Annotated in this window: 23 protein-coding genes; 8 read left to right on the top strand and 15 right to left on the bottom strand. The window is 57.9% G+C overall.

The annotated features are described in order from the left end of the window. Nucleotides 1-11: 11 nt before the first annotated feature. The 12 genes from atpH to ravA form a co-directional block, all read right to left on the bottom strand. Nucleotides 12-545, bottom strand: coding sequence for a F0F1 ATP synthase subunit delta (atpH, locus tag MXF20_RS19890; protein ID WP_021508187.1), 534 nt, complete (start codon nt 543-545; stop codon nt 12-14). Between the two features lie 14 nt (nt 546-559). Further along, nucleotides 560-1,030, bottom strand: coding sequence for a F0F1 ATP synthase subunit B (gene atpF, locus MXF20_RS19885; protein WP_021313757.1), 471 nt, complete (start codon nt 1,028-1,030; stop codon nt 560-562). 108 nt (nt 1,031-1,138) lie between these two features. Then, the gene (atpE, locus tag MXF20_RS19880; protein ID WP_003849523.1) at nt 1,139-1,378 is read right to left on the bottom strand and encodes a F0F1 ATP synthase subunit C; all 240 of its coding nucleotides are present in this window, start codon (nt 1,376-1,378) and stop codon (nt 1,139-1,141) included. 49 nt (nt 1,379-1,427) lie between these two features. Then, nucleotides 1,428-2,246 carry a F0F1 ATP synthase subunit A gene (atpB, locus tag MXF20_RS19875; protein ID WP_325971013.1) on the bottom strand — a complete coding sequence of 273 codons (819 nt, stop codon included), beginning with the start codon at nt 2,244-2,246 and terminating at the stop codon, nt 1,428-1,430. An 8-nt stretch (nt 2,247-2,254) separates the two neighbouring features. Continuing rightward, nucleotides 2,255-2,635 carry a F0F1 ATP synthase subunit I gene (gene atpI / locus MXF20_RS19870; RefSeq protein WP_325971012.1) on the bottom strand — a complete coding sequence of 127 codons (381 nt, stop codon included), beginning with the start codon at nt 2,633-2,635 and terminating at the stop codon, nt 2,255-2,257. A gap of 713 nt (nt 2,636-3,348) precedes the next feature. Beyond that, nucleotides 3,349-3,966, bottom strand: a complete 618-nt coding sequence (rsmG, locus tag MXF20_RS19865) for a 16S rRNA (guanine(527)-N(7))-methyltransferase RsmG (protein ID WP_325971009.1) — start codon at nt 3,964-3,966, stop codon at nt 3,349-3,351. 47 nt (nt 3,967-4,013) lie between these two features. Beyond that, entirely contained in the window at nt 4,014-5,903 is a 1,890-nt protein-coding gene (mnmG, locus tag MXF20_RS19860) for a tRNA uridine-5-carboxymethylaminomethyl(34) synthesis enzyme MnmG (RefSeq protein WP_325971007.1), read from the bottom strand. A 440-nt stretch (nt 5,904-6,343) separates the two neighbouring features. Next, on the bottom strand, nt 6,344-6,784 hold the full coding sequence (mioC, locus tag MXF20_RS19855; RefSeq protein WP_325971005.1) for an FMN-binding protein MioC: 441 nt from the start codon (nt 6,782-6,784) through the stop codon (nt 6,344-6,346). 154 nt (nt 6,785-6,938) lie between these two features. Continuing rightward, nucleotides 6,939-7,400, bottom strand: coding sequence for a transcriptional regulator AsnC (asnC, locus tag MXF20_RS19850; RefSeq protein WP_007893613.1), 462 nt, complete (start codon nt 7,398-7,400; stop codon nt 6,939-6,941). A 105-nt stretch (nt 7,401-7,505) separates the two neighbouring features. Next, entirely contained in the window at nt 7,506-9,644 is a 2,139-nt protein-coding gene (gene ovoA, locus MXF20_RS19845) for a 5-histidylcysteine sulfoxide synthase (RefSeq protein ID WP_325971003.1), read from the bottom strand. Between the two features lie 71 nt (nt 9,645-9,715). Further along, nucleotides 9,716-11,176, bottom strand: coding sequence for an ATPase RavA stimulator ViaA (viaA, locus tag MXF20_RS19840; protein WP_325971001.1), 1,461 nt, complete (start codon nt 11,174-11,176; stop codon nt 9,716-9,718). After that, nucleotides 11,173-12,669, bottom strand: a complete 1,497-nt coding sequence (ravA, locus tag MXF20_RS19835; protein WP_125311209.1) for an ATPase RavA — start codon at nt 12,667-12,669, stop codon at nt 11,173-11,175. Before ravA ends, viaA begins: the two co-directional genes overlap by 4 nt. A gap of 299 nt (nt 12,670-12,968) precedes the next feature. On the opposite strand from ravA, the gene kup reads away from it, so the two are divergent. Further along, on the top strand, nt 12,969-14,837 hold the full coding sequence (gene kup / locus MXF20_RS19830; RefSeq protein WP_325970999.1) for a low affinity potassium transporter Kup: 1,869 nt from the start codon (nt 12,969-12,971) through the stop codon (nt 14,835-14,837). Between the two features lie 11 nt (nt 14,838-14,848). Here kup and qseC read toward each other — a convergent pair whose 3' ends face one another. Further along, complete coding sequence (gene qseC / locus MXF20_RS19825; protein WP_325970997.1) at nt 14,849-16,180, bottom strand: quorum sensing histidine kinase QseC; 1,332 nt, start codon at nt 16,178-16,180, stop codon at nt 14,849-14,851. After that, complete coding sequence (qseB, locus tag MXF20_RS19820; protein WP_325970996.1) at nt 16,177-16,839, bottom strand: quorum sensing response regulator transcription factor QseB; 663 nt, start codon at nt 16,837-16,839, stop codon at nt 16,177-16,179. The genes qseC and qseB overlap by 4 nt, the downstream gene beginning before the upstream one ends. Nucleotides 16,840-17,009: 170 nt before the next feature. On the opposite strand from qseB, the gene MXF20_RS19815 reads away from it, so the two are divergent. The 7 genes from MXF20_RS19815 (at nt 17,010) to rbsR (ending at nt 23,375) form a co-directional block, all read left to right on the top strand. Beyond that, nucleotides 17,010-17,405, top strand: a complete 396-nt coding sequence (locus MXF20_RS19815) for a NirD/YgiW/YdeI family stress tolerance protein (RefSeq protein WP_325970994.1) — start codon at nt 17,010-17,012, stop codon at nt 17,403-17,405. A gap of 172 nt (nt 17,406-17,577) precedes the next feature. Continuing rightward, nucleotides 17,578-17,997, top strand: coding sequence for a D-ribose pyranase (gene rbsD / locus MXF20_RS19810; RefSeq protein WP_264250031.1), 420 nt, complete (start codon nt 17,578-17,580; stop codon nt 17,995-17,997). Nucleotides 17,998-18,004: 7 nt separating this feature from the next. After that, nucleotides 18,005-19,513, top strand: a complete 1,509-nt coding sequence (gene rbsA, locus MXF20_RS19805; protein ID WP_325970989.1) for a ribose ABC transporter ATP-binding protein RbsA — start codon at nt 18,005-18,007, stop codon at nt 19,511-19,513. Further along, nucleotides 19,510-20,481, top strand: a complete 972-nt coding sequence (gene rbsC, locus MXF20_RS19800; protein WP_021508172.1) for a ribose ABC transporter permease — start codon at nt 19,510-19,512, stop codon at nt 20,479-20,481. The genes rbsA and rbsC overlap by 4 nt, the downstream gene beginning before the upstream one ends. A gap of 27 nt (nt 20,482-20,508) precedes the next feature. Further along, nucleotides 20,509-21,384, top strand: coding sequence for a ribose ABC transporter substrate-binding protein RbsB (gene rbsB, locus MXF20_RS19795; RefSeq protein ID WP_021508171.1), 876 nt, complete (start codon nt 20,509-20,511; stop codon nt 21,382-21,384). Between the two features lie 64 nt (nt 21,385-21,448). Next, nucleotides 21,449-22,378, top strand: a complete 930-nt coding sequence (rbsK, locus tag MXF20_RS19790) for a ribokinase (protein WP_325970987.1) — start codon at nt 21,449-21,451, stop codon at nt 22,376-22,378. Nucleotides 22,379-22,382: 4 nt separating this feature from the next. Beyond that, nucleotides 22,383-23,375 carry a ribose operon transcriptional repressor RbsR gene (rbsR, locus tag MXF20_RS19785; RefSeq protein ID WP_418936868.1) on the top strand — a complete coding sequence of 331 codons (993 nt, stop codon included), beginning with the start codon at nt 22,383-22,385 and terminating at the stop codon, nt 23,373-23,375. Here the strand turns inward: rbsR and mdtD are convergent. Beyond that, nucleotides 23,372-24,775 (bottom strand): multidrug transporter subunit MdtD, encoded by a 1,404-nt coding sequence (gene mdtD, locus MXF20_RS19780; RefSeq protein ID WP_325970985.1) that lies wholly within the window; start codon nt 24,773-24,775, stop codon nt 23,372-23,374. The genes rbsR and mdtD overlap by 4 nt on opposite strands. Between the last annotated feature and the right edge of the window lie 425 nt (nt 24,776-25,200).

Raw genomic sequence — 25,200 nt, 5'->3', positions numbered from 1 at the left:
CTCCAGTCCCCTTAAGACTGCAAGACGTCTGCCAGACGGTCAAGACGGCCGCGCACGCTGCCATCAATCACCAGGTCACCCGCACGGATAACCACACCTGCCATTACAGACTTATCAATTTTGCAATTCAGCTTAACTTTGCGTGACAGACGTTTTTCCATCGCGGCGCTGATTTTACTCAGCTGGCTGTCACTCAGCGCACTGGCGGAGATCACATCAACTTCGGCTGTCGCTTCATAAGCGTCACGCAGTTGAATGAACTGTTCCAGTACCGCTGGAAGCGCTGTCAAACGTCCGTTCTCCGCCATTACCTTGATCAGGTTCTGGGCGTGTTCATCAAGTTGATCACCACAGACTGCGTTGAAAGAGGCAGACAAGGCTTCCGGTGCCAATGCACCGGAAAGGAGTTCTGCCATCTGTTCGTTGCGAGCCACTTCTGCGGCAAACGCCAGCATGGTCTGCCAGCGGTCGATACTTTGATGCTCAACAGCAAAGTCAAAAGCTGCTTTGGCGTAGGGGCGAGCTACAGTAATCAGATCAGACATCAGCCCCTCCCTCCTTACAGTTCAGCGACCAGTTTATCAACGATGTCGCTGTTAGCAGCTTCATCCACGGAACGTTCGATGATCTTCTCGGCGCCAGCTAAGGCCAGCAGCGCGACTTGCTTACGCAGCTCTTCACGTGCACGTGAGCGCTCGGCTTCGATTTCTGCCTGCGCCTGAGACACGATGCGGTTACGTTCAGTCTCAGCTTCAGTTTTGGCTTCGTCCAGAATCTGGGCACGGCGTTTGTTCGCCTGCTCGATAATGACCTGAGCTTCTTCTTTGGCTTTTTTCAGCTGGTCGGTCGCATTGGCCTGCGCGAGATCCAAATCTTTCTTCGCGCGTTCAGCAGAAGCAAGGCCTTCAGCAATTTCTTTCTGGCGCTTTTCGATGGCAGCCATAATCGGCGGCCATACGTACTTCATGCAGAACGCGACAAACAGGATGAACGCGATGGCCTGGCCGAGGATTGTTGCATTAATGTTCACAGCACAATGCCTCTTATTAAGTTAACTTGCTCTGCCGCTATCAGCGATAAGCGGCAGAATCCGTTCCTCATCACACTGCGTGCCATGAGTGAACCACGGCTACAGGCTTTAGGCGACAGCAAACATCACGTAGAGACCCAGACCAACAGCGATCATTGGGATTGCATCCACCAGACCCATTACAACAAAGAACTGCGTACGCAGCAGAGGAATCAGATCCGGCTGACGCGCTGCGCCTTCCAGGAATTTACCTCCGAGGATGCCGATACCGATCGCAGCACCGATTGCCGCCAGACCCATCATCACAGCGGCAGCCATGTACAGCAGATCCATATTCAGGTTTTCCATGACAGTCTCCAGTTTGTTTCAGTTAAAAGCTAAGTTGTTGAGATAAAAATCAATGCTCTTCAGATGCCATCGACAGATAGACAATCGTGAGGACCATGAAAATGAAAGCCTGCAGCGAAATAATCAGGATGTGGAAAATGGCCCATGGCACATTCAGCACCCACTGCGACCACCACGGCAGCAGACCGGCAATCAGGATAAAGATCAGCTCACCCGCATACATGTTGCCGAACAGTCGCAGACCCAGTGAAACGGGTTTAGACAGCAGGCTAACACCTTCAAGAATCAGGTTGATGGGGATGAAGATCGGGTGATTAAAAGGCTGCAGCGTCAGCTCTTTGGCGAAGCCACCTACACCTTTCATTTTGATGCTGTAGAACAGAATCAAAATAAATACGCCCAGCGCCATAGACAGCGTGATGTTCACGTCTGCAGACGGCACGACCCGCAGCGCCGGCAGGCCCAGATAGCGTTCACCGATAGTCGGCAGCAAATCAATAGGCAGCAGATCCATGAAGTTCATCAGGAAGACCCAGACGAAAATCGTCAGAGCCAGCGGGGCGATAACTTTACTTTTACCGTGGTACATGTCGCGGACGTTGCTATCAACAAAGCCGACGACCAGCTCGATAGCCGCCTGCATTTTCCCTGGAACACCGCTGGTAGCGCTTTTCGCTACTTTACGGAACAGCACCAGGAACAGCAGTCCCAGTACAACAGAGAAAAACATGGAGTCCAGGTTTAACGTCCAGAATGTTGCTGGCGCGTCGTGTGCATTCACCAGCTCGAAAGTACGCAGGTCCATCTGAAGATGTGTCAGATGATGACCTATGTATTCCTGCGGCGTTGAGATCTCTCCTGCGGCCATGATGCCTCTTACCCTTTGTTGTTAATTACAGCCGGCGCGACGATTTGTACCACCAGCACCGATAACCAGGTGATTGCGAGTGGCCAGAAGACCGCTCCAAATCCACCCAACGCCACGACGAGAAGAACAACGGTGGCAAACACCTTGAGCACTTCACCGAGGGCGAAGCTCCAGGCGACACGCCCTTTTGCCGGAGTTTGATCCTGCAGGCGCCAGGCTAAAAACATAAACAGTACGTTTGGCAGCCAGGCTGCCGCACCACCCGCGATGGCAGAGGCGCCCCAGGTGACATCTTTCAGGGCAAACAGCGCACCGATTACGACAAAGGTCACCAGCTGGATCACCAGCACGGCTCGGGCTAATTTCACACTGTAAAGAGACACTGACATGACGCTTAACTCTCCTGCCCCGAACGGGGTATGTCGCGTGTCGTATAAGACTGCCTTTACTCTTTTGAGTCAAGCAGCAAAAGCCGTGCAAATTATACGGGCCGCACCTGCGATTTCAATCGGTAAGTAGCGAAAAGGTGAACAATTATTTAAATTTCTTTCTGGAGGGCTATTTTTCAAAACATCCGCTTCGACCTGTCCTGCAGAACAGGCTTGAAATTGCCCTGCGGACTTGCTTTTAAAGCGTGCTTTAGATCACATTATAAGCACCACCTGAAACGATAATTTGCTTTTTAACCGTGGCTGCGGGATTAATGAAACCCGTAATTCACTTTTCTATCAGTGAGATAGAAATATCACACCAGGACAAGTGCCCGATTTTCGATAAAAACACTCTATTGACATCAGCCGCCGCAATAAAAACGTAAAACTGATATTACGTCCGCCGATTTATTGCAGAGTTATATTTTCCGCCGTGACTATTCGATGCCGTAAATACAGCGGTTAAAGTGATGCAACTGATAATGAAATGTGAATTATTCGTTAAATGTAACAGAGCTTTTCGGATAATTTCCGCGGTGGATGTTAACCCGCTTGCCCTGCCCTGTTGAATAAAAGCGTTTATCGTAACGCGTTCAACCGCTGATTTTTTAGTCAGCCATGGCGTGAAGCGAAACGGCATGAATTGCGATAAATCCACACCGTTTGCGCGACTATTGCCGCCTGATCACCACCAGATGACGTTCACCGTCCAGTTCCGGTACGCGCAGTGGCTCAATTTTTTCGATGGCGAAGCCGGCAGGCAGCGCAGCAATTTCGTCATCCGGCCTGACGCCTTTCAGCGCATAGAAGTGGCCTGTCGCGCCCGGCAGATGGTGACACCAGTTGAGCATGTCGTCCAGCGAGGCAAAGGCGCGGCTGATCACCCCATCAAACGGTGGCTCAGCGGGAAACTCTTCCACCCGGCTCTGAACCGGCGTGACGTTAGTAAGCCCTAACTCATGCTGTACCTGACGCAGAAACCGCACGCGTTTTCCGAGGCTGTCCAGCAGCGTAAAGTGCGCCTGCGGGCGAACAATCGCCAGCGGAATCCCTGGCAGGCCCGGACCGGTACCGACATCAATAAAGCGCTCACCCTGCAGGTGTGGCTCCACCACGATGCTGTCGAGTATATGGCGCACCAGCATCTGCTGCGGATCGCGCACTGAGGTCAGGTTGTATGCCTTATTCCACTTGTGCAGCAGTTCGACATAACCCACCAGCTGCTGTTTTTGCTGATCGGAGAGGGAAATGTTTGCCGCTTGCAGCAGCCGGGAGAGTTTATTAATCACGACGAGAATTCCATTAGCTGGGGCGAGCGTGCCCGCCCCGGGGTCGATCAGGCGCTTTTACGCAGCAGGCCCTGTTTTTTCAGGTAAATCAGCAAAATTGAAATTGCCGCCGGCGTGATGCCGGAAATACGCGATGCCTGGCCGATTGAGGTCGGTTTGTGATCGTTGAGTTTAGCGATCACCTCATTCGACAGACCATTCACCTGGCGATAGTCGAGGTCGGCCGGGAGTAAGGTGTTTTCATTGCGCTGCTGGCGGTCGATCTCCTCCTGCTGACGCGCAATGTAACCTTCATACTTCACCTGAATCTCTACCTGCTCCGCCGCCTGCTCATCCGCCAGCGCCGGACCGTAGCTCGGCAGCGACATCAGCAGTTCGTAGGTCATCTCCGGACGACGCAGCAGATCTTCCGCGCTGGCCTCTTTGGTCAGCGGTGCGCTGATCACTGTATTCACTTCGCTGACGTTTTCAGACTTCGGATGCACCCACAGATCGCGCAGACGCTGACGCTCCTGCTCAATCGCTTCCAGCTTCTGGTTATAGCGAGCCCAGCGCGCGTCATCGACCAGGCCGAGTTCACGTCCGGTTTCGGTGAGGCGCAGATCGGCGTTGTCTTCACGCAGCATCAGACGATACTCGGCGCGTGAGGTAAACATGCGATACGGCTCTTTGGTGCCGAGGGTGCACAGATCGTCGACCAGCACACCAAGATACGCCTGGTCGCGACGCGGCGCCCAGCCCTCTTTGTCCGCGGACTGACGCGCAGCATTGAGACCGGCCAGCAATCCCTGCGCGGCGGCTTCTTCATAACCGGTGGTGCCGTTGATCTGGCCGGCAAAGAACAGGCCGTGGATAAATTTGCTCTCCAGCGTCGGCTTAAGATCGCGCGGATCGAAGAAGTCATATTCGATGGCGTAACCCGGACGCACGATCTTCGCGTTCTCCAGACCTTTCATTGAGCGCACGATCTGCATCTGCACATCAAACGGCAGGCTGGTGGAGATGCCGTTCGGGTAGATTTCGTTACTGGTCAGCCCTTCCGGCTCAAGGAAAATCTGGTGCGCGTTACGATCGGCAAAGCGCATTACTTTGTCTTCGATCGACGGGCAGTAGCGTGGGCCGATCCCCTCGATGATCCCGGCATACATCGGGCTGCGATCGAGGTTATTGCGGATCACTTCATGCGTCTGTTCGTTGGTGTGGGTGATCCAGCACGGCACCTGCTGTGGATGCTGTGCGGCGTGGCCCATAAACGAGAACACCGGCATCGGGTTATCCCCGTGCTGCGGCGTCAGTACCGAAAAGTCGATGGTGCGGGCATCAATACGCGGCGGCGTACCGGTTTTCAGGCGGTTTACGCGCAGCGGCAGCGCACGCAGACGTTTAGCCAGCGGAATTGACGGCGGATCGCCTGCACGGCCACCGCTGTAGTTATCCAGGCCGATGTGAATTTTGCCGTCCAGGAAGGTACCGACCGTCAGAACCACGGTTTTGGCCCGGAACTTCAGGCCCATCTGAGTCACGGCACCAACAACGCGATCGTTCTCCACAATCAGATCGTCAACCGCCTGCTGGAAGATCATCAGGTTCGGCTGGTTTTCCAGTGCGGTGCGTACCGCCTGACGATACAGTACCCGGTCTGCCTGTGCACGCGTGGCACGCACCGCCGGGCCTTTGCTGGCGTTTAGTATCCTAAACTGAATACCGGCCTGATCGATCGCGCTGGCCATCAAACCGCCTAAGGCATCCACTTCCTTAACCAGGTGTCCTTTCCCGATGCCACCGATCGCCGGGTTACAGGACATTTGTCCCAGCGTATCAATATTATGGGTGAGTAACAGGGTTTGCTGACCCATTCGGGCAGCAGCCATCGCGGCTTCTGTGCCCGCATGACCACCACCGATTACGATGACGTCAAAAGGATCTGGATAAAACATGAAGTGGGTCCTCGTTAGTGTTCGGACAGGGATCGTTGCCCTGGGCGGTGGATTCTACTGAAATTCTGTTCAGGGTGAAAGTCGCGGGATCCTGCGGTTTAAAAGAAAGGATCTTTATTCTTTTATATGATCTCTCTGTTAGATCTCTTATTAGGATCGCGCCTGGCTGTTGATAACCCGGAAAAGCGGTTAAGCAACAGGGGATTAGTGAGGATCGTTTACTGTGAATGATCGGTGATCCTGATCCGTATAAGCTGAGATCAACTTAGGGACTTATGCACAGAGCAAAAAAGCATCAGGGGTTGTTCTCTGGATAACTACCGGTTATACGCATGAAACAACCGATCTTATCCACAGAGCAACGCAGGTAAAAGACGATAAAACAGCGGAATCCACTGGGGATCGGTATAAATTCCCGATCCCCGACCGGTAAAGATCGTTTAAATCTGCGGATGCCAGCTGGCCACCCACGCTTCTGCCGGATCCTCCGGAATCTCATGCTCCAGCACGTCGATCTCCAGCCGATCGCCAATACGCTTCGCGCCCAGCTGGGTTAACGTGGTTTCCAGCAGCTTGATCGCCCCGCAGAACAGATCATATTCATGGTTACCGATACCTACCGCGCCAAAACGGACGCCTGACAGATCCGGCTGGCTTTCCTGCAGGGCTTCATAAAACGGCAGCAGGTTATCCGGCAGTTCGCCGGCGCCGTGCGTTGAGGTGACAATCAGCCAGATGCCTTCCAGCGGCACCTCATCCAGCCCGGGCCCGTGCAGCACGCTGGTTGAAAAGCCCGCTTCCTGCAGTTTCTCTTCCAGATGTTCCGCGACATATTCGGCGCTGCCAAGGGTACTGCCACTGATTAAGGTAATATCGGCCATGATGCTCTCCCGCACTAAAGGCGAGCATTGTACGCTGTGATCAAGCGGTGATCCACCTGTGGAAAACAGGGTTAATCGCCGATAGCATCAGGCGACAAGGCGCATCACCGTAGCGATCCGCCTGGGATAAGGTTATGCACAGCGGGGAAGGCGATCACGGCTTGATGGTGCGCATGATCGGGTTTTGCAGCGAGATTAGCGTTTCGGTGGACTGGATTTCATCAATGGTCTGGATCTTGTTGATTAGCACCTGCTGCAGCGCATCAATCGAACGGCACATGACTTTAATAAAGATGCTGTAGTGGCCGGTGGTGTACCAGGCTTCCACCACTTCATCCAGCGCTTCCAGCTTGCTGAGCGCAGCCGGATAGTCGCGCGCGCTTTTCAAAATGATGCCGATAAAACAGCAGACATCGAACCCGAGCTGGCGCGGATCGATCTCCACGCGCGTACCCAGAATAATGCCCGCCTGACGCATCTTCTCGACGCGCACGTGAATCGTGCCGGGGCTGACGTTGAACTGCTTGGCGAGTTCGGCGTACGCGGTGCGCGCGTTTTGCAGCAGCGCATTTAAAATGCCGCGGTCGAGATTATCCAGTTGCAGGTGTTCCGCCATCATCCATCCTCATTAGGTTCTTCTTCTCTGAACAGGGAGAATGTGCAGCAAATTAGCGGGACAGGCAAGGCGCAGACAGCGGAGCTGCCGCTGTCTGCACGCTTTTTAGCGTTTACGCCACAGCGTCAGCTGTGCCTGCGTATGCTGAAACTTACGCGCGGTTTCGCGAATCACAAACGGCACGTCCTGCGGCGGCGCAACTTCGTCAAAGGCATCGCGCAGCAGCCGTTGCAGCGCCTGCCAGGTGGTGAGCGCTTCACCGTTTTCACGGAAACCGCCCAGCCAGTTCTCCTTCGGCGTGAACTCTTCCAGCCAGGTGTAAGGCGAGGAGATGGCCAGCAAGCCCCCGGAGCGGATCATCGGCGTGATATCCTGCAGGAAGCGCTTCGGCTGGCGCAGACGATCGATCAGGTTAGAGGCCAGCACCAGATCGTAGCTATCAGGCTGCGGTTTCAGGTTACAGGCGTCGCCCTGCACAAACTGTATGCGCTGCGCCAGAGTCTCATCGAAACCAAACTCTTTCAGTCGCACCTGGCGATACTCCACCAGCTCACCCTCTTCCGGTATCACGTAACGGAAATCCTCGCCCGACGTCAGCTGCAGCGCCACGTCGATAAAGCGCGCCGAGTAATCCATGCCGGTGACCGCAGCAAAATGGCGCGCCAGTTCAAAACTGGCACGGCCGGTAGCGCAGCCGATATCCAGCGCGTGGCCGCGTTGTGAGCAGTGCGGCAGCACGATGTCGACCAGCGCCGCCGCATAGTTTGGCACGCCGTAATAGCCGGGGCCGTACTGGAAGTCGAGGTACTGCGACACCATGCTGTCGGTTTCATACGGATTCAGCGCCATGCTCTCCTGGTGCGAGGAAACCACATAGCGGAAGCCGGCGTGCTGGAAGAAGTGGCGACGGAAGGCGTAGCGTGAGGATTTCAGCGCTTCGTTGCCGGTGGAGATCCAGCTGCCGCCTTTGATCAGCGCATGTTTACCGTCAAAGGTGGGCGTGGAGAAATCGTCATACAGCGGATGCACCCGGAAGCCTTCGAAGCCGTTGGTCGGCGTAGTGGTCCACTGCCAGACGTTGCCGACGATGTCGAAGAAATCCCCCTGCGCAAAGCGGTCTACCGGACAGGAAGAGGCCCAGCGGGCAAGATTGATGTTGCCTGGCGCATCGATCCAGTCCGGCTGATCGCCAGCAACCTGTTCGCGCAGCTGCATCCACTCCGCTTCGCACGGCAGCTGGATCGCCTTACCGCTCTCTTCCGCCAGCCAGCGGCAGAACGCGGCGGCTTCCAGCTGATTCACCTCGGCCGGCCAGTCCCACGGCATCGCCACTTCTTCGGTCATCAGGCGCAGGCGAAGATCGTCAGGTTGCGCGATGTCACCGACCCAGAAGGTGGGCATCTGCGCCTGAGCAAACTCGCGCCAGCCCCAGCCTTCGTCGTCCCACCAGCGGCGTTCGTTATAGCCGTTGGCGGCAATAAACTGAAAGAACTCGGCGTTGCTCACCAGCATTTTGCTGGCTTTAAACGGTTTCAGCTCAGTGACAAGGCTGCCGTACTCGTTATCCCAGCCGTAGGTGTCATCGGTTTTACCCTGCGTGACGCGCCCGCCAGGCATCGCCACCAAGGTATTGGCCGGTACCGAGGCGCGATCGTGGCGCGCCTGCGGACACGCTGGCCAGTGCGGCTGCGGTTTCACCCACGCCAGCGGCAGCTGGCGGATCAGCACGCTGGAGGTTTCAAGGTGAATACGCTCATGCTCAATGCCCATCAGAATAACCCACGCCGGGCTGTCCCAGTCAATCGGCAGATCCAGCGGCATGGTACGGATAAATTCGCTTACCACGGTTTTCACTTTGCCGCGGTAGTCGCGCACCTCGGCTACGTCCGGCCAGCTGTAATGGCTGTCGTCGAGATCGTCCCAGCTCATCTCATCCACGCCGATCGCCATCATCGCCTCGATGCGATCGTCAATGCGCTGCTGCAGATAACCACCCGCCATCAGCTTATTAATGTAGAAAGTGGCGGTATGGCCAAAATAAAAGATCAGCGGATGGCGCAGGGTGATGGCTTTATTAAAGTACGCGCGCTCATCGGCGAGGCAGTCGAACAGGCTTTCGTACAGCTCCCAGGTCTGGGTGAAATAGGCCAGCAGTTCGGCGCGTTTGGCGTCGCTGCTGGTGCCGGAAAGCCGAACGGTGCGGGTGGGCGCAGGCAATTGATCGTGAAGATGAGCGGTTGTCACAGTGAACTCCGTAAGCTGATTAAACACAGCGGGTAATTCACTATAGCAAATTAGCATTTCTGCCTGATGAATTAGCGCTTCCAGCGGCGCAGCAGGCGGCTTTTCAGGCCGGTATCGAAGCGCCAGATGTGATCGAATATGCGCAGAATGCCAGGCTTGCCGTGTGCCGACATCGCCACAGCGTGGAAGCGCTGCTGATGGTGACGCTGACGCTGTTTAATGGTGCTGACGATGTCGTCCGGCAGACGCTGGGCGATAAAATCAGAAACGATCACCGCATCGGCTTCCTGCCACAGGCTACCTTCCATGCGCGTGACCACCGCAGACAGGCAGGCGGCCAGATCGGTGCCGCCGCGAAAACGCTGGCTGAGAAAGCGGATTGCCTGCTCGATGCCGTTATCGGCGGTGAGCTCGTAGCCAATCACCTCGTGGGCAAACAGCATGATGTAGCAGCGCCGTCTGTCCGCCAGCGCTACCTTCAGCAGCGCCAGGCAAAACGCTTTAGCGCAGCGTTCATTGAAACCGCCCATCGAACCGGAAGTGTCCACGCAGACGATGAACGGCCCGCGCGGCTGCGCCTCGTGCTGCTGATGGCTGGCCGGGCGCAGCGTCACTTTCTCGTGCCAGGCATCGCCCTGTAACCGGTAGGTCAGCAGGCGTTTCTCCACCAGCCGGCGATAAAACTCCAGCTCCAGTTCGCTGATGCTCAGCGCCGCCAGCTCCGGCGGCAACAGACGCAGCACGTCATCGCTCTGATGGATGCCGCTGACCTCTTCCGGCACGTTGTCCGGCTCGCGCACCAGCTGGTGAAACGCTTCCAGCGGCGCATCCTGTGACGGCACCGATTTCGCTTCGCGGCTGCGTCCCAGCTGCTGCGCCAGTTTCATCAGTTCCGGCTGCTGGGCGAGGAAATCGCCGTACTGCACAATCAGCTCATAGTCACCGTGCTGTAGCGGTGCCTTGCTCAGATCCCACAGGCGTCCGGCGGCGGCTTCGTCATCATCGGTCAGAATCGGCGCCAGCTGGCCGCTGATGGCCATGCGCTGCTGCAGCTCAGCCATCAGGCGTTCCCGCTGCTCTTCCAGCAGGGTTTCGTTCAGCGTCAGAGTTTGCAGCGTCAGGCTCAGACGCCAGCGCTGCAGGAACAGCGTGTGCTGCGCATTGCTCAGCTGGGCGCTGTCGGTATGCAGCAGCAGTTTGCTGGCTTCTTCGATAAACGGGGACGGCAGCGCTTTCAGCTGCGTCATAATGGCCGGCAGTTGCTCACTGAAGGCGTGGCTGCTGAGCAGCTGCATCTGCTGGAACAGCTGAAATTCACGCGCCAGCGCGTCCGGTACCGGCGTGGTTTTCATCTGGGCGGCAATCTCAGCGCGCCAGCGCGGCAGCTCGCCCATCATCGCCTGTTTCAGGCGCGGAAATTTTTCAAAGAACAGCGCCAGCTGCGGCGAAGCCAGCAGCGCCACGATCAGCTCTTCAATCAGCTCGGTTTCGCCAATCGACAGCAGCGTGCTGAGCGTCTCCAGCGAGATCATTTTCTCGCCTGTTTCAGCTGTTCCGCCACATCCTGCAGGCTGGTTTCGACGCGCGCCAGCCAGTCGTCGCTGATAAACAGGCAGCGCTGGTGCTGGCTAAACAGCGTGCGCTGCGCGCGCAGCTGGGCCTCCAGCGCGTCGTATTCTTCAATGATTTCCTGCGGCACGTCGCTGCTGCTGGCGGCGCCCGGCAGCGTCAGGCGCGTGGACTGCAGGCTGACGTCGCGCAGCGTCAGACAGTGGTGCGCGTCCACCAGCAGGTCGAGCGTCTGGCCAAAGCCGATGCCGTTGAGCTTGCCGCGGATCTCGCCCGCCTTCAGCAGCCACTGATTGAGCGCATCGCGCCCTACCACCACGTGCGTGACCTGCATGTCATGCAGTGTCAGCGGCTGCTGCAGCATCAACGTCAGCTGTTCGTCCGTGACGGAGGCCGGTAATTCATAGTGCGGTTTACGGCTGAACATGCCGCTGTGCTTCTCCAGCGTCAGCGCCTGCGCCACGCTCTGCTGCTGTTGCAGCGCCAGCCGGCGCGCTTTGATCTGCTGCAGCGTGTGCAGCATCGCCTGCTGCTGCCATGCGTGCTGCGTCATCAGCGCGTCAATTTCACGATCCAGCAGCTGCATCGACGCCACGTCGTGCCACAGGCAATCTTTCAGCAGGATCAGATCAAGCGGGGCAATCGCCACGCGGCCGCTGTAAAACGCGCTGGCCTGCAGCAGATGGATGGCTTTTTTCCAGCGGCGATCGGAGATATAGGGCGCTTCTGGCAGATTCTCCAGCTGCTGACGCAGCTGATAGATCAGCTCAAACACATGATCGGGCAGGCTGACCTGGCTGATGCCTTTCTGCCACTGCTGATACTCTTCATCACTGATGCACAGCGATTCCGCCACCGGGTTGGCGTTTTCATCCTGCTGGTGGGTCAGCATGCTGCGGAAGTTCTGCTTTTCATGCACGTTGTCGAGCCACAGCCTGATCAGCATGCGGTCGTACAGCGCTTCCAGTCCGCTGTCGGCTTCCGGCAGTTCGTTGGAGGCGGTGACCAGCAGGCGCATCGGGATCGGCTCTTCGCTGTCGCCGTTGCGGAAGCGACGTTCGTTGATGGCGGTGAGCAGCGTATTGAGAATCGCCGGACCGGCTTTCCAGATCTCATCAAGGAAGACAATTTCGGCGTCCGGCAGATAGCCTTTGGTCAGACGCTGGTAGCGGCCTTCATCTTTCAGCGCCTGAATCGACAGCGGGCCAAACACCTCTTCAGGCGTGGAAAAACGGGTCATCAGGTATTCAAACGCACGGGCGTGCTGGAAGGCGTACTTCAGGCGGCGGGCAATCAGGCTCTTGGCGATGCCCGGTGGCCCAAGCAGAAACACGCTTTCGCCGCTCAGCGCTGCCAGCAGGCAGAGACGAATGGCATGATGCCGTTCATACAGCCCTTTCTCCAGGGCGTTGCTGAGGCGAGAAATTCTTTCTGCCAAAAGATGGGGTTGAGCCATAATCACATCATTGTCCTTCTGATCCTGGTGCCGTCATGTTCTGGCGAGCGCAATACTCTACTGATTATCATGCGTGAAAGCGTTGATAGCCGTCAGCTTTTTTGTTTCAGAAGGTTGAGGTAAGGCATATCGTGGGTTTTCAGCACATTTCGCGCCGATTTTCGGCGAAAAAACGCCGTGCTGACGGCGGAAGGCCAGACGGTAAAAGTAGGTTTTTTCGGGAATATGTGCATACTGTGCGCTTTTTGATGATCTGAGCGCCGGGCTGAGGCCTGCGCAGCTCCAACAAAAGACAACTTATGAGCTCGGATAAGAAACAGTCCCTTGGCGCAGTCACCCTGGCGGCGATCGGCGTGGTGTATGGCGATATTGGTACCAGCCCGCTCTATACCCTGCGCGAGTGTCTCTCTGGTCAGTTCGGCTTCGGCGTGGAACGCGAGGCGGTGTTTGGCTTTCTGTCGCTGATCTTCTGGCTGCTGATTCTGGTGGTTTCGCTTAAATACATCAGCTACGTGATGCGTGCCGACAACGCCGGGGAAGGTGGGATTCTGACGCTGATGTCGCTGGCGGGGCGCAATACTGGCGCGCGCGCCACGGCGATTCTGGTGATTATGGGGCTGATTGGCGGCAGCTTCTTCTACGGGGAAGTGGTGATCACGCCGGCGGTATCGGTCTTGTCGGCCATTGAAGGGCTGGAGATCGCCGCACCAAGTCTTGATAGCTACATTGTGCCGCTGGCGATTGCGGTACTGACGCTGCTGTTTGTCATCCAGAAACACGGCACCGGTATCGTCGGTAAGCTGTTTGCGCCGGTGATGCTGCTGTGGTTCATCATTCTGGCGGTGCTGGGCGCGCGCAGTATCATCAACAATCCCGAGGTGCTGCACGCCATGAACCCGTACTGGGCGCTGCACTTCTTTATTCAATACAAAACGGTATCGTTCTTCGCGCTGGGCGCGGTGGTGCTGGCGATCACCGGCGTTGAAGCGCTGTATGCCGATATGGGCCACTTTGGTAAGTTTCCCATCCGGCTGGCATGGTTTGTGGTGGTGCTGCCGTCGCTGGTGCTCAACTATTTCGGCCAGGGTGCGTTGCTGCTGGAGCATCCGGAGGCCATCAAAAACCCGTTCTTACTGCTGGCGCCGGACTGGGCGCTGATTCCGATGCTGATTCTCGCGACGCTGGCCACGGTGATCGCCTCGCAGGCGGTGATCTCCGGCGTATTCTCGCTGACGCGCCAGGCGGTGCGTCTTGGCTATCTGCCGCCGATGCGCATTGTGCACACGTCTGAAGAGGAATCCGGGCAGATCTACATTCCGGTGATCAACTGGCTGCTCTATTTCTCGGTGGTGATTGTGATCGTCGGCTTTGAACACTCCAGCAATCTGGCGGCCGCCTACGGTATCGCGGTGACCGGCACCATGGTGCTGACCGCGATTCTGTGTTCAACGGTGGCGATTCAGAACTGGCACTGGAATCGCTATCTGGTGGTGCTGATTCTCATCGCGATGCTGTGCATCGACGTTTCGCTATTCTCCGCCAACCTGGTCAAAGTGTTCTCAGGCGGCTGGCTGCCGCTGACGCTGGCGCTGATGATGTTTATCGTGATGACCACGTGGAAGAGCGAGCGCTTCCGCCTGCTGCGTCGCATGCACGAACACGGCAACTCGCTGGAGGCGATGATCGCCTCGCTGGAGAAGTCGCCGCCGGTGCGCGTGCCGGGCACGGCGGTCTACATGTCGCGGGCGCTCAATGTCATCCCCTTTGCCATGTTGCATAACCTCAAACACAACAAGGTGCTGCACGAGCGCGTGGTGCTGCTGACGCTGCGCACCGAAGATGCGCCTTATGTGCATAACGTGCGTCGCGTGACCATTGAGCAGCTGTCGCCCACCTTCTGGCGCGTGGTGGCAAGCTACGGCTGGCGTGAAACGCCGAACGTCGAGGAGATTTTCCACCGCTGCGGCCTTGAAGGGCTCAACTGCCGCATGATGGAAACCTCGTTCTTTATGTCACACGAGTCGCTGATTATCGGCAAACGTCCGTGGTATCTGCGTCTGCGCGGCAAGCTGTTCCTTGCGCTGCAGCGCAACGCCCTGCGCGCACCGGATCAGTTTGAAATCCCGCCTAACCGGGTGATCGAGCTCGGTACCCAGGTCGAAATCTGACGCAGCGCGCGTCACCAGCTGAGGGTGACGCGCAGCCCCTGCGGCTGCACCGCGCTGAAGGTCAGACGGATGCCGTGCAGCTGTGCCACATTCTTCACAATCGACAAGCCGAGGCCGCTGCCGGTTTGCGTCTGCCCCGGTGGTCGCCAGAAGCGTTCACCCAGCCGCGTCAGCTGTTCTGCGCTGACGCCCGGCCCGTTATCCGCGATCTCCAGCCTGCGCGCGCTCAGCCGCAGCTGAATCTCACTGCCGGGCGGCGTGTAGCGCAGCGCGTTATCCAGCAGGTTGCGCAGCAGTAAACCCAGCAGCAGCGGATGACCGTTCATCACCGGTTCTGCGTCAGCCGTCAGCGTCAGCCCGGTGTGCTGCGCTGCCGCCTGCGCCTGGTGTTCGGTCACCAGCTGATGCAGCAGCTGCGTGATGGGCACCGGCTGAAATTCGCTGCGCAGATCGTCCGCTTCGACGCGCGACAGCGTCAGCAACTGATCGACCAGTCGCGTGGCACGCAGGATGCCGCTGTCGAGCTGCTGCAGCGCATGGTTGCGCATCGCCTCGTCATCGCCGGCCAGCTGAATCACCTCACTCTGCACGCGCAGCGCCGCCAGCGGACTGCGCAGCTCGTGCGCCGCATCGGAGGTAAAGCGCCGTTCGCGCTGAACCAGCTGCGCCATGCGGGCGAACAGGCCATTCAGCGCCGCCACCAGCGGCTTCACCTCCAGCGGCAGGCGCTGCGGTGTCAGCGGCGCAGCCTCATCCGGCGCGCGCTGCTGCAGCGATGCGGTCAGGCGTTTCAGCGGACGCAGCTCAAACCACACCAGCGCCAGCAGCAACAGCAGCATCAACGGCATGGCCACCAGCCACGGCAGCAGGCTGCTCAGTGCCAGATCAAGTGTCATATCATCGCGATATTCCCACTCCTGTCCGACCACCACGCGCCACTGCTTATCGGCTGAGGTCAGCCACAGCAGCCGCCAGCGATCGTCATCGCCGCGCAGGCGACCATCGTGGAATCCGTCACGATCCGCGGTAAACGGCAAATCGCGACCGTTTTCGCCGTCGTTGAGCAGCGGTTTGCCGTCGGCGCTGAACACCGCAAAGGCCAGCGCGTCGTCATCCTGATCGCCGCGATGGTGGCGCAAAATCGCTTTGGTTTTTGGCAGTGAGGCGGCCTGCAGGCGGCTGGCATCCAGCGCCAGCAGGCGCTTGGCGAACAGCATCTGCTGGGTATCAAACAGCTCGTTGACGGTGTCGCGCGTCTGCTGCCACGCGCTGAAGGTGGCGCTGGCACCGCACAGGATAATTAACAGCAGAAAGCCGATCGCCAGTCGCAGGAACAGACTCATTCTGCCGCTCCCAGCGTGTAGCCAATGCCGTGCACGGTGCGGATGAACTGGCTGCCGAGTTTTTTACGCAGATGATGAATATGCACCTCGACCGCGTTACTGGAGACGTCGTCATCCCAGCTGTACAGCTTCTCCTCCAGTTGGGCGCGCGTCAGCACGCGGCCGGGATTGCGCAGGAACAGCTCCAGCAGCGCCAGCTCACGGCTTTTCAGGCTGAGCGGTTCGCCATCGAGCATCACGCTGTGGCTGCCGGGTGCCATCACCAGCCGGCCATGACGCAGCTCCGGCTGCAGCTGACCGTGACGGCGACGAATCAGCGCCTGCAGACGTGCGGCGACCTCCGTCAGCGCAAACGGTTTGCACAGGTAGTCGTCGGCGCCAAGCTGCAGGCCCTGCACACGCTGATCCAGCGCATCACGCGCGGTGAGGATTAGCACCGGTATATCAGCGCCCTGTTCGCGCCACTGACGCAGGATGTCCAGCCCGTCGCGCTCCGGTAGCGACAGGTCCAGCACCACGGCATCCCACGGTGCCGCGTTGAGCGCCTGAAATCCGGCTTCGCCACTGACAAACCAGTCGACGCTGAAACCCAGTTTGCTCAGGCCGACCTTCAGGCCATCGCCAATCAGCGTGTCGTCTTCAATCAATAAAATACGCATGCGTTTCTCCCGGTTGCCTGCGTCGTTATACGAAGCAGATGCGCGCTTGTACAGCGCCATTCGCTCGCTTTGGCGTATTTTCCGCTTCTTTTTTTTCCTTAAGATCCTGTTAAGAACTCTATGATGAAATGGCTCCCGTAATCCGCACAGACATGGAAATGAGGTGAAAAATGAAAAAGAGTGCAGCGCTATTAGCCATTATCGCCCTGGCGGCAACCCCGGTACTGGCTGCCCAGCAGGGTGGTTTTGTCGACCCGAACGCGCCAGCCGCTCAGGCTAAAGCCGGCGGTTTTAAGGCCGATAACACCAGCGTGGTGACGGTGAAGCAGGCCGAAGAGATGAAGGATGACAGCTGGATCACCGTGCGCGGCCAGCTTGATAAGCAGATCGGCGATGAAGATTATCTGTTCCGCGACAGCAGCGGCAGTATGAAAGTGGAGATCGACCACAAACGCTGGAACGGCCAGACCATTACGCCGAAAGATCAGGTCGAGCTGACCGGCGAGCTGGACAAGGATTTCAATTCGATCGAACTGGACGTTAAACAGGTACGTAAACTGCCGTAACCTCCCCTGCGGAGCCACGTCGTGGGCTACGCCATCCCACCAAACTCAAATTTCATCTGGCATAAGCGAAACGTTTCGATGGCGATCACATTTCCGTGATGACGTCATTGAGTTGCCATGTACATTTAATACACTGCCAGACAGCGAAACGTTTCGCTGTGGAGTGGAATAAATGAAAAAAGGTCGCCTGTTAAACGCTGAAGTCTCTCATGTGATTGCCCGCCTCGGGCATACCGATACGCTGACGATTGCCGATGCGGGCTTGCCGATCCCGGCCGGTCCACAGCGCATCGATCTGGCGCTGACGCCCGGTACGCCCGATTTTTTACAGGTGGTGGACGTCATCACGCAGGAGATGCAGGTTGAGAGCGCCCTGATAGCGGAAGAGATCCAACAACACAATCCGCAACTCCACAGCCAGCTGATCGCCGTGCTCGAAGCCTTGCAACAGCACCAAGGGAATGTGATTAGCGTTCGTTACACCAGCCATGAACAGTTCAAACAACACACTCAGCGTAGTCAGGCGGTCATTCGCAGCGGAGAGTGTTCTCCGTATGCGAATGTCATCCTGAGCGCGGGCGTCACTTTCTGAGGCCGCTATGCAACCGTTATTGCAACTCAGGGGCATTGAAAAATCATTTCCCGGCGTGAAGGCGCTCAACGGCGCATCGCTGGCGGTCTATCCCGGGCGCGTGATGGCGCTGGTCGGGGAAAACGGCGCAGGCAAATCCACCATGATGAAGGTGCTGACCGGCATCTACAGCATGGACGCCGGTTCGCTGCACTGGCTGGGCAAAGAGGTGACGTTCTCCGGACCGAAAGCGTCTCAGGAAGCCGGCATCGGCATTATCCATCAGGAGCTGAACCTGATCCCGCAGCTGACCGTGGCGGAAAATATCTTCCTCGGTCGCGAATTCGTGAACCGCTTTGGCCGCATCAACTGGAAACAGATGTATGCCGCCGCGGATGCGCTGTTGAAGCGCCTCAATCTGCGCTTCAGCAGCCACAAGCTGGTGGGCGATCTGTCCATTGGCGACCAGCAAATGGTGGAGATCGCCAAAGTGCTCAGCTTCGAGTCGCAGGTCATCATTATGGATGAACCGACCGATGCGCTGACCGATACCGAAACCCTGTCGCTGTTCCGCGTCATCAATGAGCTGAAAGCGCAGGGCTGCGGCATTGTTTATATCTCCCACCGCATGAAAGAGATCTTTGAGATTTGCGACGACGTCACCGTGTTCCGCGACGGCCAGTTTATTGCCGAGCGCGCGGTGAACGATCTCAGCGAAGAGAGCCTGATTGAAATGATGGTCGGCCGCAAGCTGGAGGATCAGTATCCGCATCTCGATCAGGCTCCGGGCGAAGTGCGGCTGCAGGTTGCGCACGTTAGCGGGCCGGGCGTGGAGGATGTCAGCTTTAGCCTGCGTAAGGGCGAAATTCTTGGCGTATCCGGTCTGATGGGCGCGGGCCGTACCGAATTAATGAAGATACTGTACGGCGCGCTGCCGCGCACCCACGGCAAAGTGACGCTCAACGGCCGCGAGATTATCACCCGCTCGCCGCAGGACGGCCTCGCCAACGGCATCGTTTATATCTCGGAAGACCGTAAGCGTGACGGGCTGGTGCTCGGTATGTCGGTCAAAGAGAACATGTCACTGACCGCGCTGCGCTACTTCAGCCGCGCCGATGGCGGCCTGAAGCACGCCGAAGAGCAGCTGGCGGTGGGCGATTTTATCCGCCTGTTCAATGTGAAAACCCCGTCAATGATGCAGCCGATCGGTCTGCTGTCCGGCGGTAATCAGCAAAAAGTGGCGATTGCGCGCGGCCTGATGACGCGCCCGGATGTACTGATCCTCGATGAGCCGACGCGCGGCGTCGACGTCGGGGCGAAAAAAGAGATCTATCAGTTAATTAACCAGTTTAAAGCCGAAGGGCTGAGCATCATCCTGGTGTCGTCGGAAATGCCGGAAGTGCTGGGCATGAGCGACCGCATCCTGGTGATGCATGAAGGCCATCTGAGTGGCGAATTTTCCCGTGAGCAGGCTACCCAGGAATCCCTGATGGCAGCGGCGGTCGGTAAGCAACACAGCGAGGAGTTAGTTGTATGAGTACCCAAACCTTACCTGCCAGCCGTCGCTGGTTCAGCAAAGCCTGGCTGCTGGAGCAGAAATCGCTGATCGCGCTGATTGTGCTGATCGCCGTGGTCGCCAGCCAGAGCCCGAACTTCTTCACGCTGCCCAACATGTTCAACATCCTGCAGCAGACGTCGGTCAACGCCATCATGGCGGTGGGCATGACGCTGGTGATTCTGACCTCAGGCATCGACCTCTCGGTGGGCTCGCTGCTGGCGCTGACCGGCGCGGTCGCGGCATCGATTGTCGGGCTGGAGGTCAATGCGCTGGTGGCGGTGGCGGCATCGCTGGCGCTCGGCGCCTTTATTGGTGCCATTACCGGCGTGATTGTGGCGCGCGGCAAGGTGCAGGCGTTTATCGCCACGCTGGTGATGATGCTGCTGCTGCGCGGCGTCACCATGGTTTACACCAACGGCAGTCCAATCAATACCGGCTTCAGCGATAACGCCGATCTGTTTGGCTGGTTTGGCATTGGCCGTCCGCTCGGCATTCCGACGCCGGTATGGCTGATGGCAGTGGTGTTCGCACTGGCGTGGTACATGCTGCATCACACCCGCCTCGGCCGCTACATCTATGCGCTGGGCGGAAACGAAGCGGCCACGCGGCTGTCCGGCATCAACGTTAACCGCGTTAAAGTCATCGTCTATTCGCTGTGCGGCCTGCTGGCGGCGCTGGCGGGAACCATCGAAGTGGCGCGTCTCTCTTCGGCGCAGCCGACGGCGGGCACCGGTTATGAACTGGATGCGATTGCCGCAGTAGTGCTGGGCGGGACCAGCCTGGCGGGCGGTAAAGGGCGCATCATGGGCACGCTGATTGGTGCACTGATTCTCGGCTTCCTCAATAACGGCCTCAACCTGATGGGCGTATCGTCTTACTACCAGATGATTGTCAAAGCCGTCGTCATTCTGCTGGCGGTGCTGGTGGATAACAAAAGCAGTAAGTAACTCTGACCTTCACACAGGATTAAAGAAATGAAAAAGTTAACTGCATTGGCCGTCATCCTTGGCGCCACCCTCAGTGCTGGCGCAATGGCAAAGGACACGATTGCGCTGGTGGTCTCAACGCTGAATAACCCGTTCTTTGTGTCACTGAAAGATGGCGCACAGAAAGAAGCCGATAAGCTGGGCTATAACCTGGTGGTGCTCGACTCGCAGAACAACCCGGCAAAAGAGCTGGCAAACGTGCAGGATCTCACCGTGCGCGGCACCAAACTGCTGCTGATCAACCCAACGGATTCTGACGCGGTCGGCAACGCCGTGAAAATGGCTAACCAGGCAAACATCCCGGTGATTACGCTGGACCGTATGGCGGCGCAGGGGAAAGTTGTCAGCCACGTGGCGTCTGATAACCGCTTCGGCGGCAAAATGGCCGGCGATTTCATCGCGAAGAAACTGGGCGACGGCGCGAAAATCATCGAGCTGCAGGGCATTGCCGGCACCTCCGCGGCCCGCGAGCGTGGTGAAGGCTTTAAGCAGGCCGCTGACGCGCACAAATTCAACGTGCTGGCCAGCCAGCCGGCCGACTTCGACCGTACTAAAGGCCTGAACGTGATGCAGAACCTGCTGCAGGCGCATCCGGACGTGCAGGCAGTCTTTGCCCAGAACGACGAAATGGCGCTGGGCGCGCTGCGTGCGCTGCAGACCGCAGGCAAAACCGACGTGCTGGTGGTGGGCTTTGACGGCACCGCGGACGGCGTGAAGGCGGTAGAATCCGGTAAACTCAGCGCGACCGTTGCACAGATGCCAGACAAGATTGGTATGATTGGCGTCGATACCGCTGATAAAGTTCTGAAGGGCGAAAAGGTGCAGGCGATCAACCCGGTTGACCTGAAACTGGTTACTAAATAAAACCCAAAGAAAAGCATGGCAACGCGCCACCCTCGCGGTGGCGCAACTTTCTGGATAACTCCCTATGAGCAAAAGCGCAAAACTGGCGGTACTCGGCAGCATCAACGCCGACCACATCCTCAACCTCGCCCATTTTCCCCGTCCGGGTGAAACGGTGATCGGGAAACAGTATCAGGTTGCCTTTGGCGGTAAAGGGGCCAACCAGGCCGTGGCGGCGGGCCGTGCCGGCGCTGACATTGCTTTTATTGCCTGCGTGGGCGCAGATGACATCGGCGAACGTATTCGTCAGCAGCTGCAGCAGGACCAGATTGATACCGCCCCGGTGGAAACCGTGGCGCAAGAAGCCACCGGCGTGGCGATGATCTTCGTGAATGGCGAAGGCGAAAATAACATTGGCATTTACTCAGGCGCGAATGCGGCGCTGACGCCAGCCTGTGTGGAGCGCCACCAGCAGGTGATTCGTTCGGCGGATGCACTGCTGATGCAGCTGGAGTCGCCGCTGGACAGCGTGCTGGCAGCGGCCCGCATCGCGCGCGCCAGCCACACCCAGGTGATCCTCAATCCGGCGCCGGCGACCCAGCTCTCTGATGAGCTGCTGGCGCTGATCGACATTATTACGCCGAATGAAACCGAAGCGGAAATCCTCACCGGTATCGCCGTCAACGACGACGACGACGCGGCGCGTGCAGCGCAGGCGCTGCACGCCAAAGGCATCGATACCGTACTGATTACGCTGGGCCGGCGCGGCGTATGGCTCAGCGAGCAGGGCCGCGGACAGCGTATTCCCGGCTTCAGCGTGCAGGCGGTGGATACCATCGCTGCCGGTGATACCTTCAACGGGGCCTTCATTACCGCGCGTCTGGAAGGTGTGGCGATACAGGATGCGGTCCGCTTTGCCCATGCGGCAGCAGCGATTGCCGTGACGCGTCCCGGCGCGCAGCCCTCAGTGCCATGGCGCACTGAGATTGACGCGTTCCTGCAACAACAGGGTTAAGCGCTTGGCTACCATGAAAGATGTCGCCCGCCTGGCGGGCGTCTCCACCTCCACCGTTTCGCACGTGATCAACAACAACCGTTTTGTTAGTGAGCAGGTGCGCGACAGAGTGGAACAGGCGATTCGCGAATTAAATTACGCGCCGTCGGCGCTGGCGCGCAGCCTGAAGATCAAGCAAACGCGCACCATTGGTATGTTACTGACCGCCAGCAGCAACCCGTTCTACTCGGAAGTGGTGCGCGGTGTAGAGAACAGCTGCTATGAACGCGGCTACAGCCTGATTCTGTGCAACACCGAAGGCGACGAAGAGCGCATGAATCGCAGCCTTGAAACGCTGATGCAGAAGCGCGTGGATGGCCTGCTGATGATGTGCACGGAAACCCATCTGCCCTCCGCTGAAATCCTCAATCGTTATCCGTCGGTGCCAATGGTGATGATGGACTGGGCACCGTTTGAAGGACGCGGCGATATTATTCAGGACAATGCGCTGCTGGGCGGTGAACTGGCTACGCAGCATCTGATCGATCGCGGTTACACCCGTATTGCCTGTATTGCCGGGCCGCAGGATAAAACGCCGGCGCGCCTGCGTCTGGACGGTTTTCATCAGGCGATGGCTGCCAGCGGGCTGGCCGTGCCGCCGGGCTATGTGGTGGACGGCGATTTCGAGTTTCAGGGCGGTTTTAACGCCATGAATCAGCTGCTGGCGCTCGATCCGCCACCGCAGGCGGTTTTCACCAGCAACGATGCGATGGCGGTGGGCGTTTATCATGCCCTGTATCAGGCCGGGCTGCGCGTGCCGCAGGACATGGCGGTGATGGGCTATGACAACATCGAGCTGGCGCGCTATCTGACGCCGCCGCTCAGCACCGTTCATCAGCCGAAAGATGAGCTGGGCGAGCTGGCCATTGATACGCTGATTCATCGCATGAGCGATCCCGACGCCAGCCAGCAAACGCTGGTGCTGACGCCGGAGCTGGTGGAGCGCGGTTCGGTTTAAGCGTTTTTACGCGTCTTCTCCCGGTTGGCAATCAGGTTGCGGCCATCGCCCGGACGCAACATCAGAAACGCCAGCGCTGACAGCACAGTAATCACGCCCATGGTAAAGAAGGTGGCGTGGAACTGCTGCACCGTGGTGCTTTCAAAATCTTGGTAAAAGCGCAGCACGGCCGCGCTCACCGCCACACCAAAACTGATCGATACCTGCTGGGTTACCGCCAGCACGCTGTTGCCACCGCTGGCGTTCTCATCATTCAAATCCGCCAGCGTAATAGTATTCATGGCGGTGAACTGGGTGGACATCGCCATGCCCAGCACAAACAGCGCTACCAGCAGCATAATGATGCTTCCGTCCGGCGACTGCAGCGCAAAGCTGGCGACCAGCACGCCGATGATAACCGTAATGCCCACCAGCGTTTTACGATAGCCAAAACGGCGCAGCACCTGGGTAACGGTGGATTTGGCCAGCAGCGAGCCGATCGCCGTGGGTCCCATCATGCAGCCGGCAATGATCGCCGGATAGCCAAATCCTACCTGTAGCATCAGCGGCATCAGGAACGGAATACAGCCGGTACCGAGACGCGCGGCAATATTGCCGATAATCCCGACGGAGAACGTGCGGGTCTTAAACATCGGCAGACTAATCAGCGGAGCCGGATGGCGGCGCGCATGCATGATGTAGAGCAGCAGCAACACCACGCCACTGACCAGCACCAGCACCGCCTGCCACGGCGATACGATGCGTTCGCCGAACAGCTCGATACCGATGGAGATCAGCACCAGGCCCAAACCAAACAGGATGAAGCCAGCGAAATCGAAGCGGCGTTTTGGCGTGGTGAAGTCCGGCATATATTTGCGCGCATAGAAGATGCCCGCGATACCGATAGGAATATTAATCAGGAAGATCCAGTGCCAGCTGGCGTAAGTAACCAGCAGCCCGCCGAGCATTGGCCCGAGAATCGGTCCGACCAGGCCGGGCATGGTGACAAAGTTGAGCACCGGCAGCAGTTCGCTGCGCGGATAGGCGCGCAGCAGCGCCAGACGCGCGACCGGCATCATCATCGCTCCGCCAACGCCCTGCACCACGCGCGAAACCACCAGCATGCTCAGCGAGCCGGACAGGGCGCAGGCCAGTGAACCGAGCGTAAACAGCGAAACCGCCACAATAAATACTTTGCGCGTGCCAAAGCGGTCCGCCAGCCAGCCGCTGACCGGAATCAACATCGCGACCGTAAGCGTATAGCTGATGACAGCGGACTGCATGGCGAGTGGGGAACGTTCAAGGCTGGTGGCAATGGCGGGAAGCGCGGTATTCAGGATGGTGGCGTCGAGAGCCTGCATAAAAAACGCCATGGCGGCGATCCAGGGCAGGCCGGCCATACTGCGCGCGGAGCGAATCATTGAAAATCCTTCTTAAAGAAAAACGGTCAGCAAAGAGCGTAAGTTAAACAGGATAGCATCGGTGGCTGCGATGATGGCGCTGATTTGTGCCGCCGGGAGAGCTGATTTGCCTGATTATTGGCCGGGAAATGTCTGTTTTTAACGCGTTCGTATAAAAAAGTAGCTTTCGGTCAATTTTTTTCAGGAAATGCTTGTCACTTCAGATTAACTCCCTATAATGCGCCACCACTGAGACGGCAAAGCGGCAACGCAGGCGGCTCAGCAGGGCGTGAAGCGATTCACCCCGCCGGAGAAAAATGCTGAAAAAAGTGTTTGACTCTGAAGGAGGAAAGCGTAATATACGCCACCTCGCGACAGCAGGCCGAACGCCGCGTCGCACCGCTCTTTAACAATTTATCAGACAATCTGTGTGGGCACTCGCAGGA

Source organism: Pantoea dispersa (assembly GCF_035783935.1).
In the GTDB taxonomy this organism is placed as follows: Bacteria; Pseudomonadota; Gammaproteobacteria; order Enterobacterales; family Enterobacteriaceae; genus Pantoea; species Pantoea dispersa_C.
The sequence above is the reverse complement of the archived record's forward strand: the minus strand, read 5'-3'. Positions and strand labels throughout refer to the sequence as shown.

Coding starts and splice junctions, on each gene's coding strand:
- rbsB (WP_021508171.1), top strand. CDS start 20,509: ATGAAAAAGTTAACTGCATTGGCCGTCATCCTTGGCGCCACCCTCAGT.
- atpH (WP_021508187.1), bottom strand. CDS start 545: ATGTCTGATCTGATTACTGTAGCTCGCCCCTACGCCAAAGCAGCTTTT.
- qseC (WP_325970997.1), bottom strand. CDS start 16,180: ATGAGTCTGTTCCTGCGACTGGCGATCGGCTTTCTGCTGTTAATTATC.
- atpI (WP_325971012.1), bottom strand. CDS start 2,635: ATGTCAGTGTCTCTTTACAGTGTGAAATTAGCCCGAGCCGTGCTGGTG.
- mioC (WP_325971005.1), bottom strand. CDS start 6,784: ATGGCCGATATTACCTTAATCAGTGGCAGTACCCTTGGCAGCGCCGAA.
- MXF20_RS19815 (WP_325970994.1), top strand. CDS start 17,010: ATGAAAAAGAGTGCAGCGCTATTAGCCATTATCGCCCTGGCGGCAACC.
- qseB (WP_325970996.1), bottom strand. CDS start 16,839: ATGCGTATTTTATTGATTGAAGACGACACGCTGATTGGCGATGGCCTG.
- viaA (WP_325971001.1), bottom strand. CDS start 11,176: ATGATCTCGCTGGAGACGCTCAGCACGCTGCTGTCGATTGGCGAAACC.
- kup (WP_325970999.1), top strand. CDS start 12,969: ATGAGCTCGGATAAGAAACAGTCCCTTGGCGCAGTCACCCTGGCGGCG.
- rbsD (WP_264250031.1), top strand. CDS start 17,578: ATGAAAAAAGGTCGCCTGTTAAACGCTGAAGTCTCTCATGTGATTGCC.
- rbsA (WP_325970989.1), top strand. CDS start 18,005: ATGCAACCGTTATTGCAACTCAGGGGCATTGAAAAATCATTTCCCGGC.
- ravA (WP_125311209.1), bottom strand. CDS start 12,669: ATGGCTCAACCCCATCTTTTGGCAGAAAGAATTTCTCGCCTCAGCAAC.
- asnC (WP_007893613.1), bottom strand. CDS start 7,400: ATGGCGGAACACCTGCAACTGGATAATCTCGACCGCGGCATTTTAAAT.
- rbsK (WP_325970987.1), top strand. CDS start 21,449: ATGAGCAAAAGCGCAAAACTGGCGGTACTCGGCAGCATCAACGCCGAC.
- mdtD (WP_325970985.1), bottom strand. CDS start 24,775: ATGATTCGCTCCGCGCGCAGTATGGCCGGCCTGCCCTGGATCGCCGCC.
- rbsC (WP_021508172.1), top strand. CDS start 19,510: ATGAGTACCCAAACCTTACCTGCCAGCCGTCGCTGGTTCAGCAAAGCC.
- atpE (WP_003849523.1), bottom strand. CDS start 1,378: ATGGAAAACCTGAATATGGATCTGCTGTACATGGCTGCCGCTGTGATG.
- mnmG (WP_325971007.1), bottom strand. CDS start 5,903: ATGTTTTATCCAGATCCTTTTGACGTCATCGTAATCGGTGGTGGTCAT.
- atpB (WP_325971013.1), bottom strand. CDS start 2,246: ATGGCCGCAGGAGAGATCTCAACGCCGCAGGAATACATAGGTCATCAT.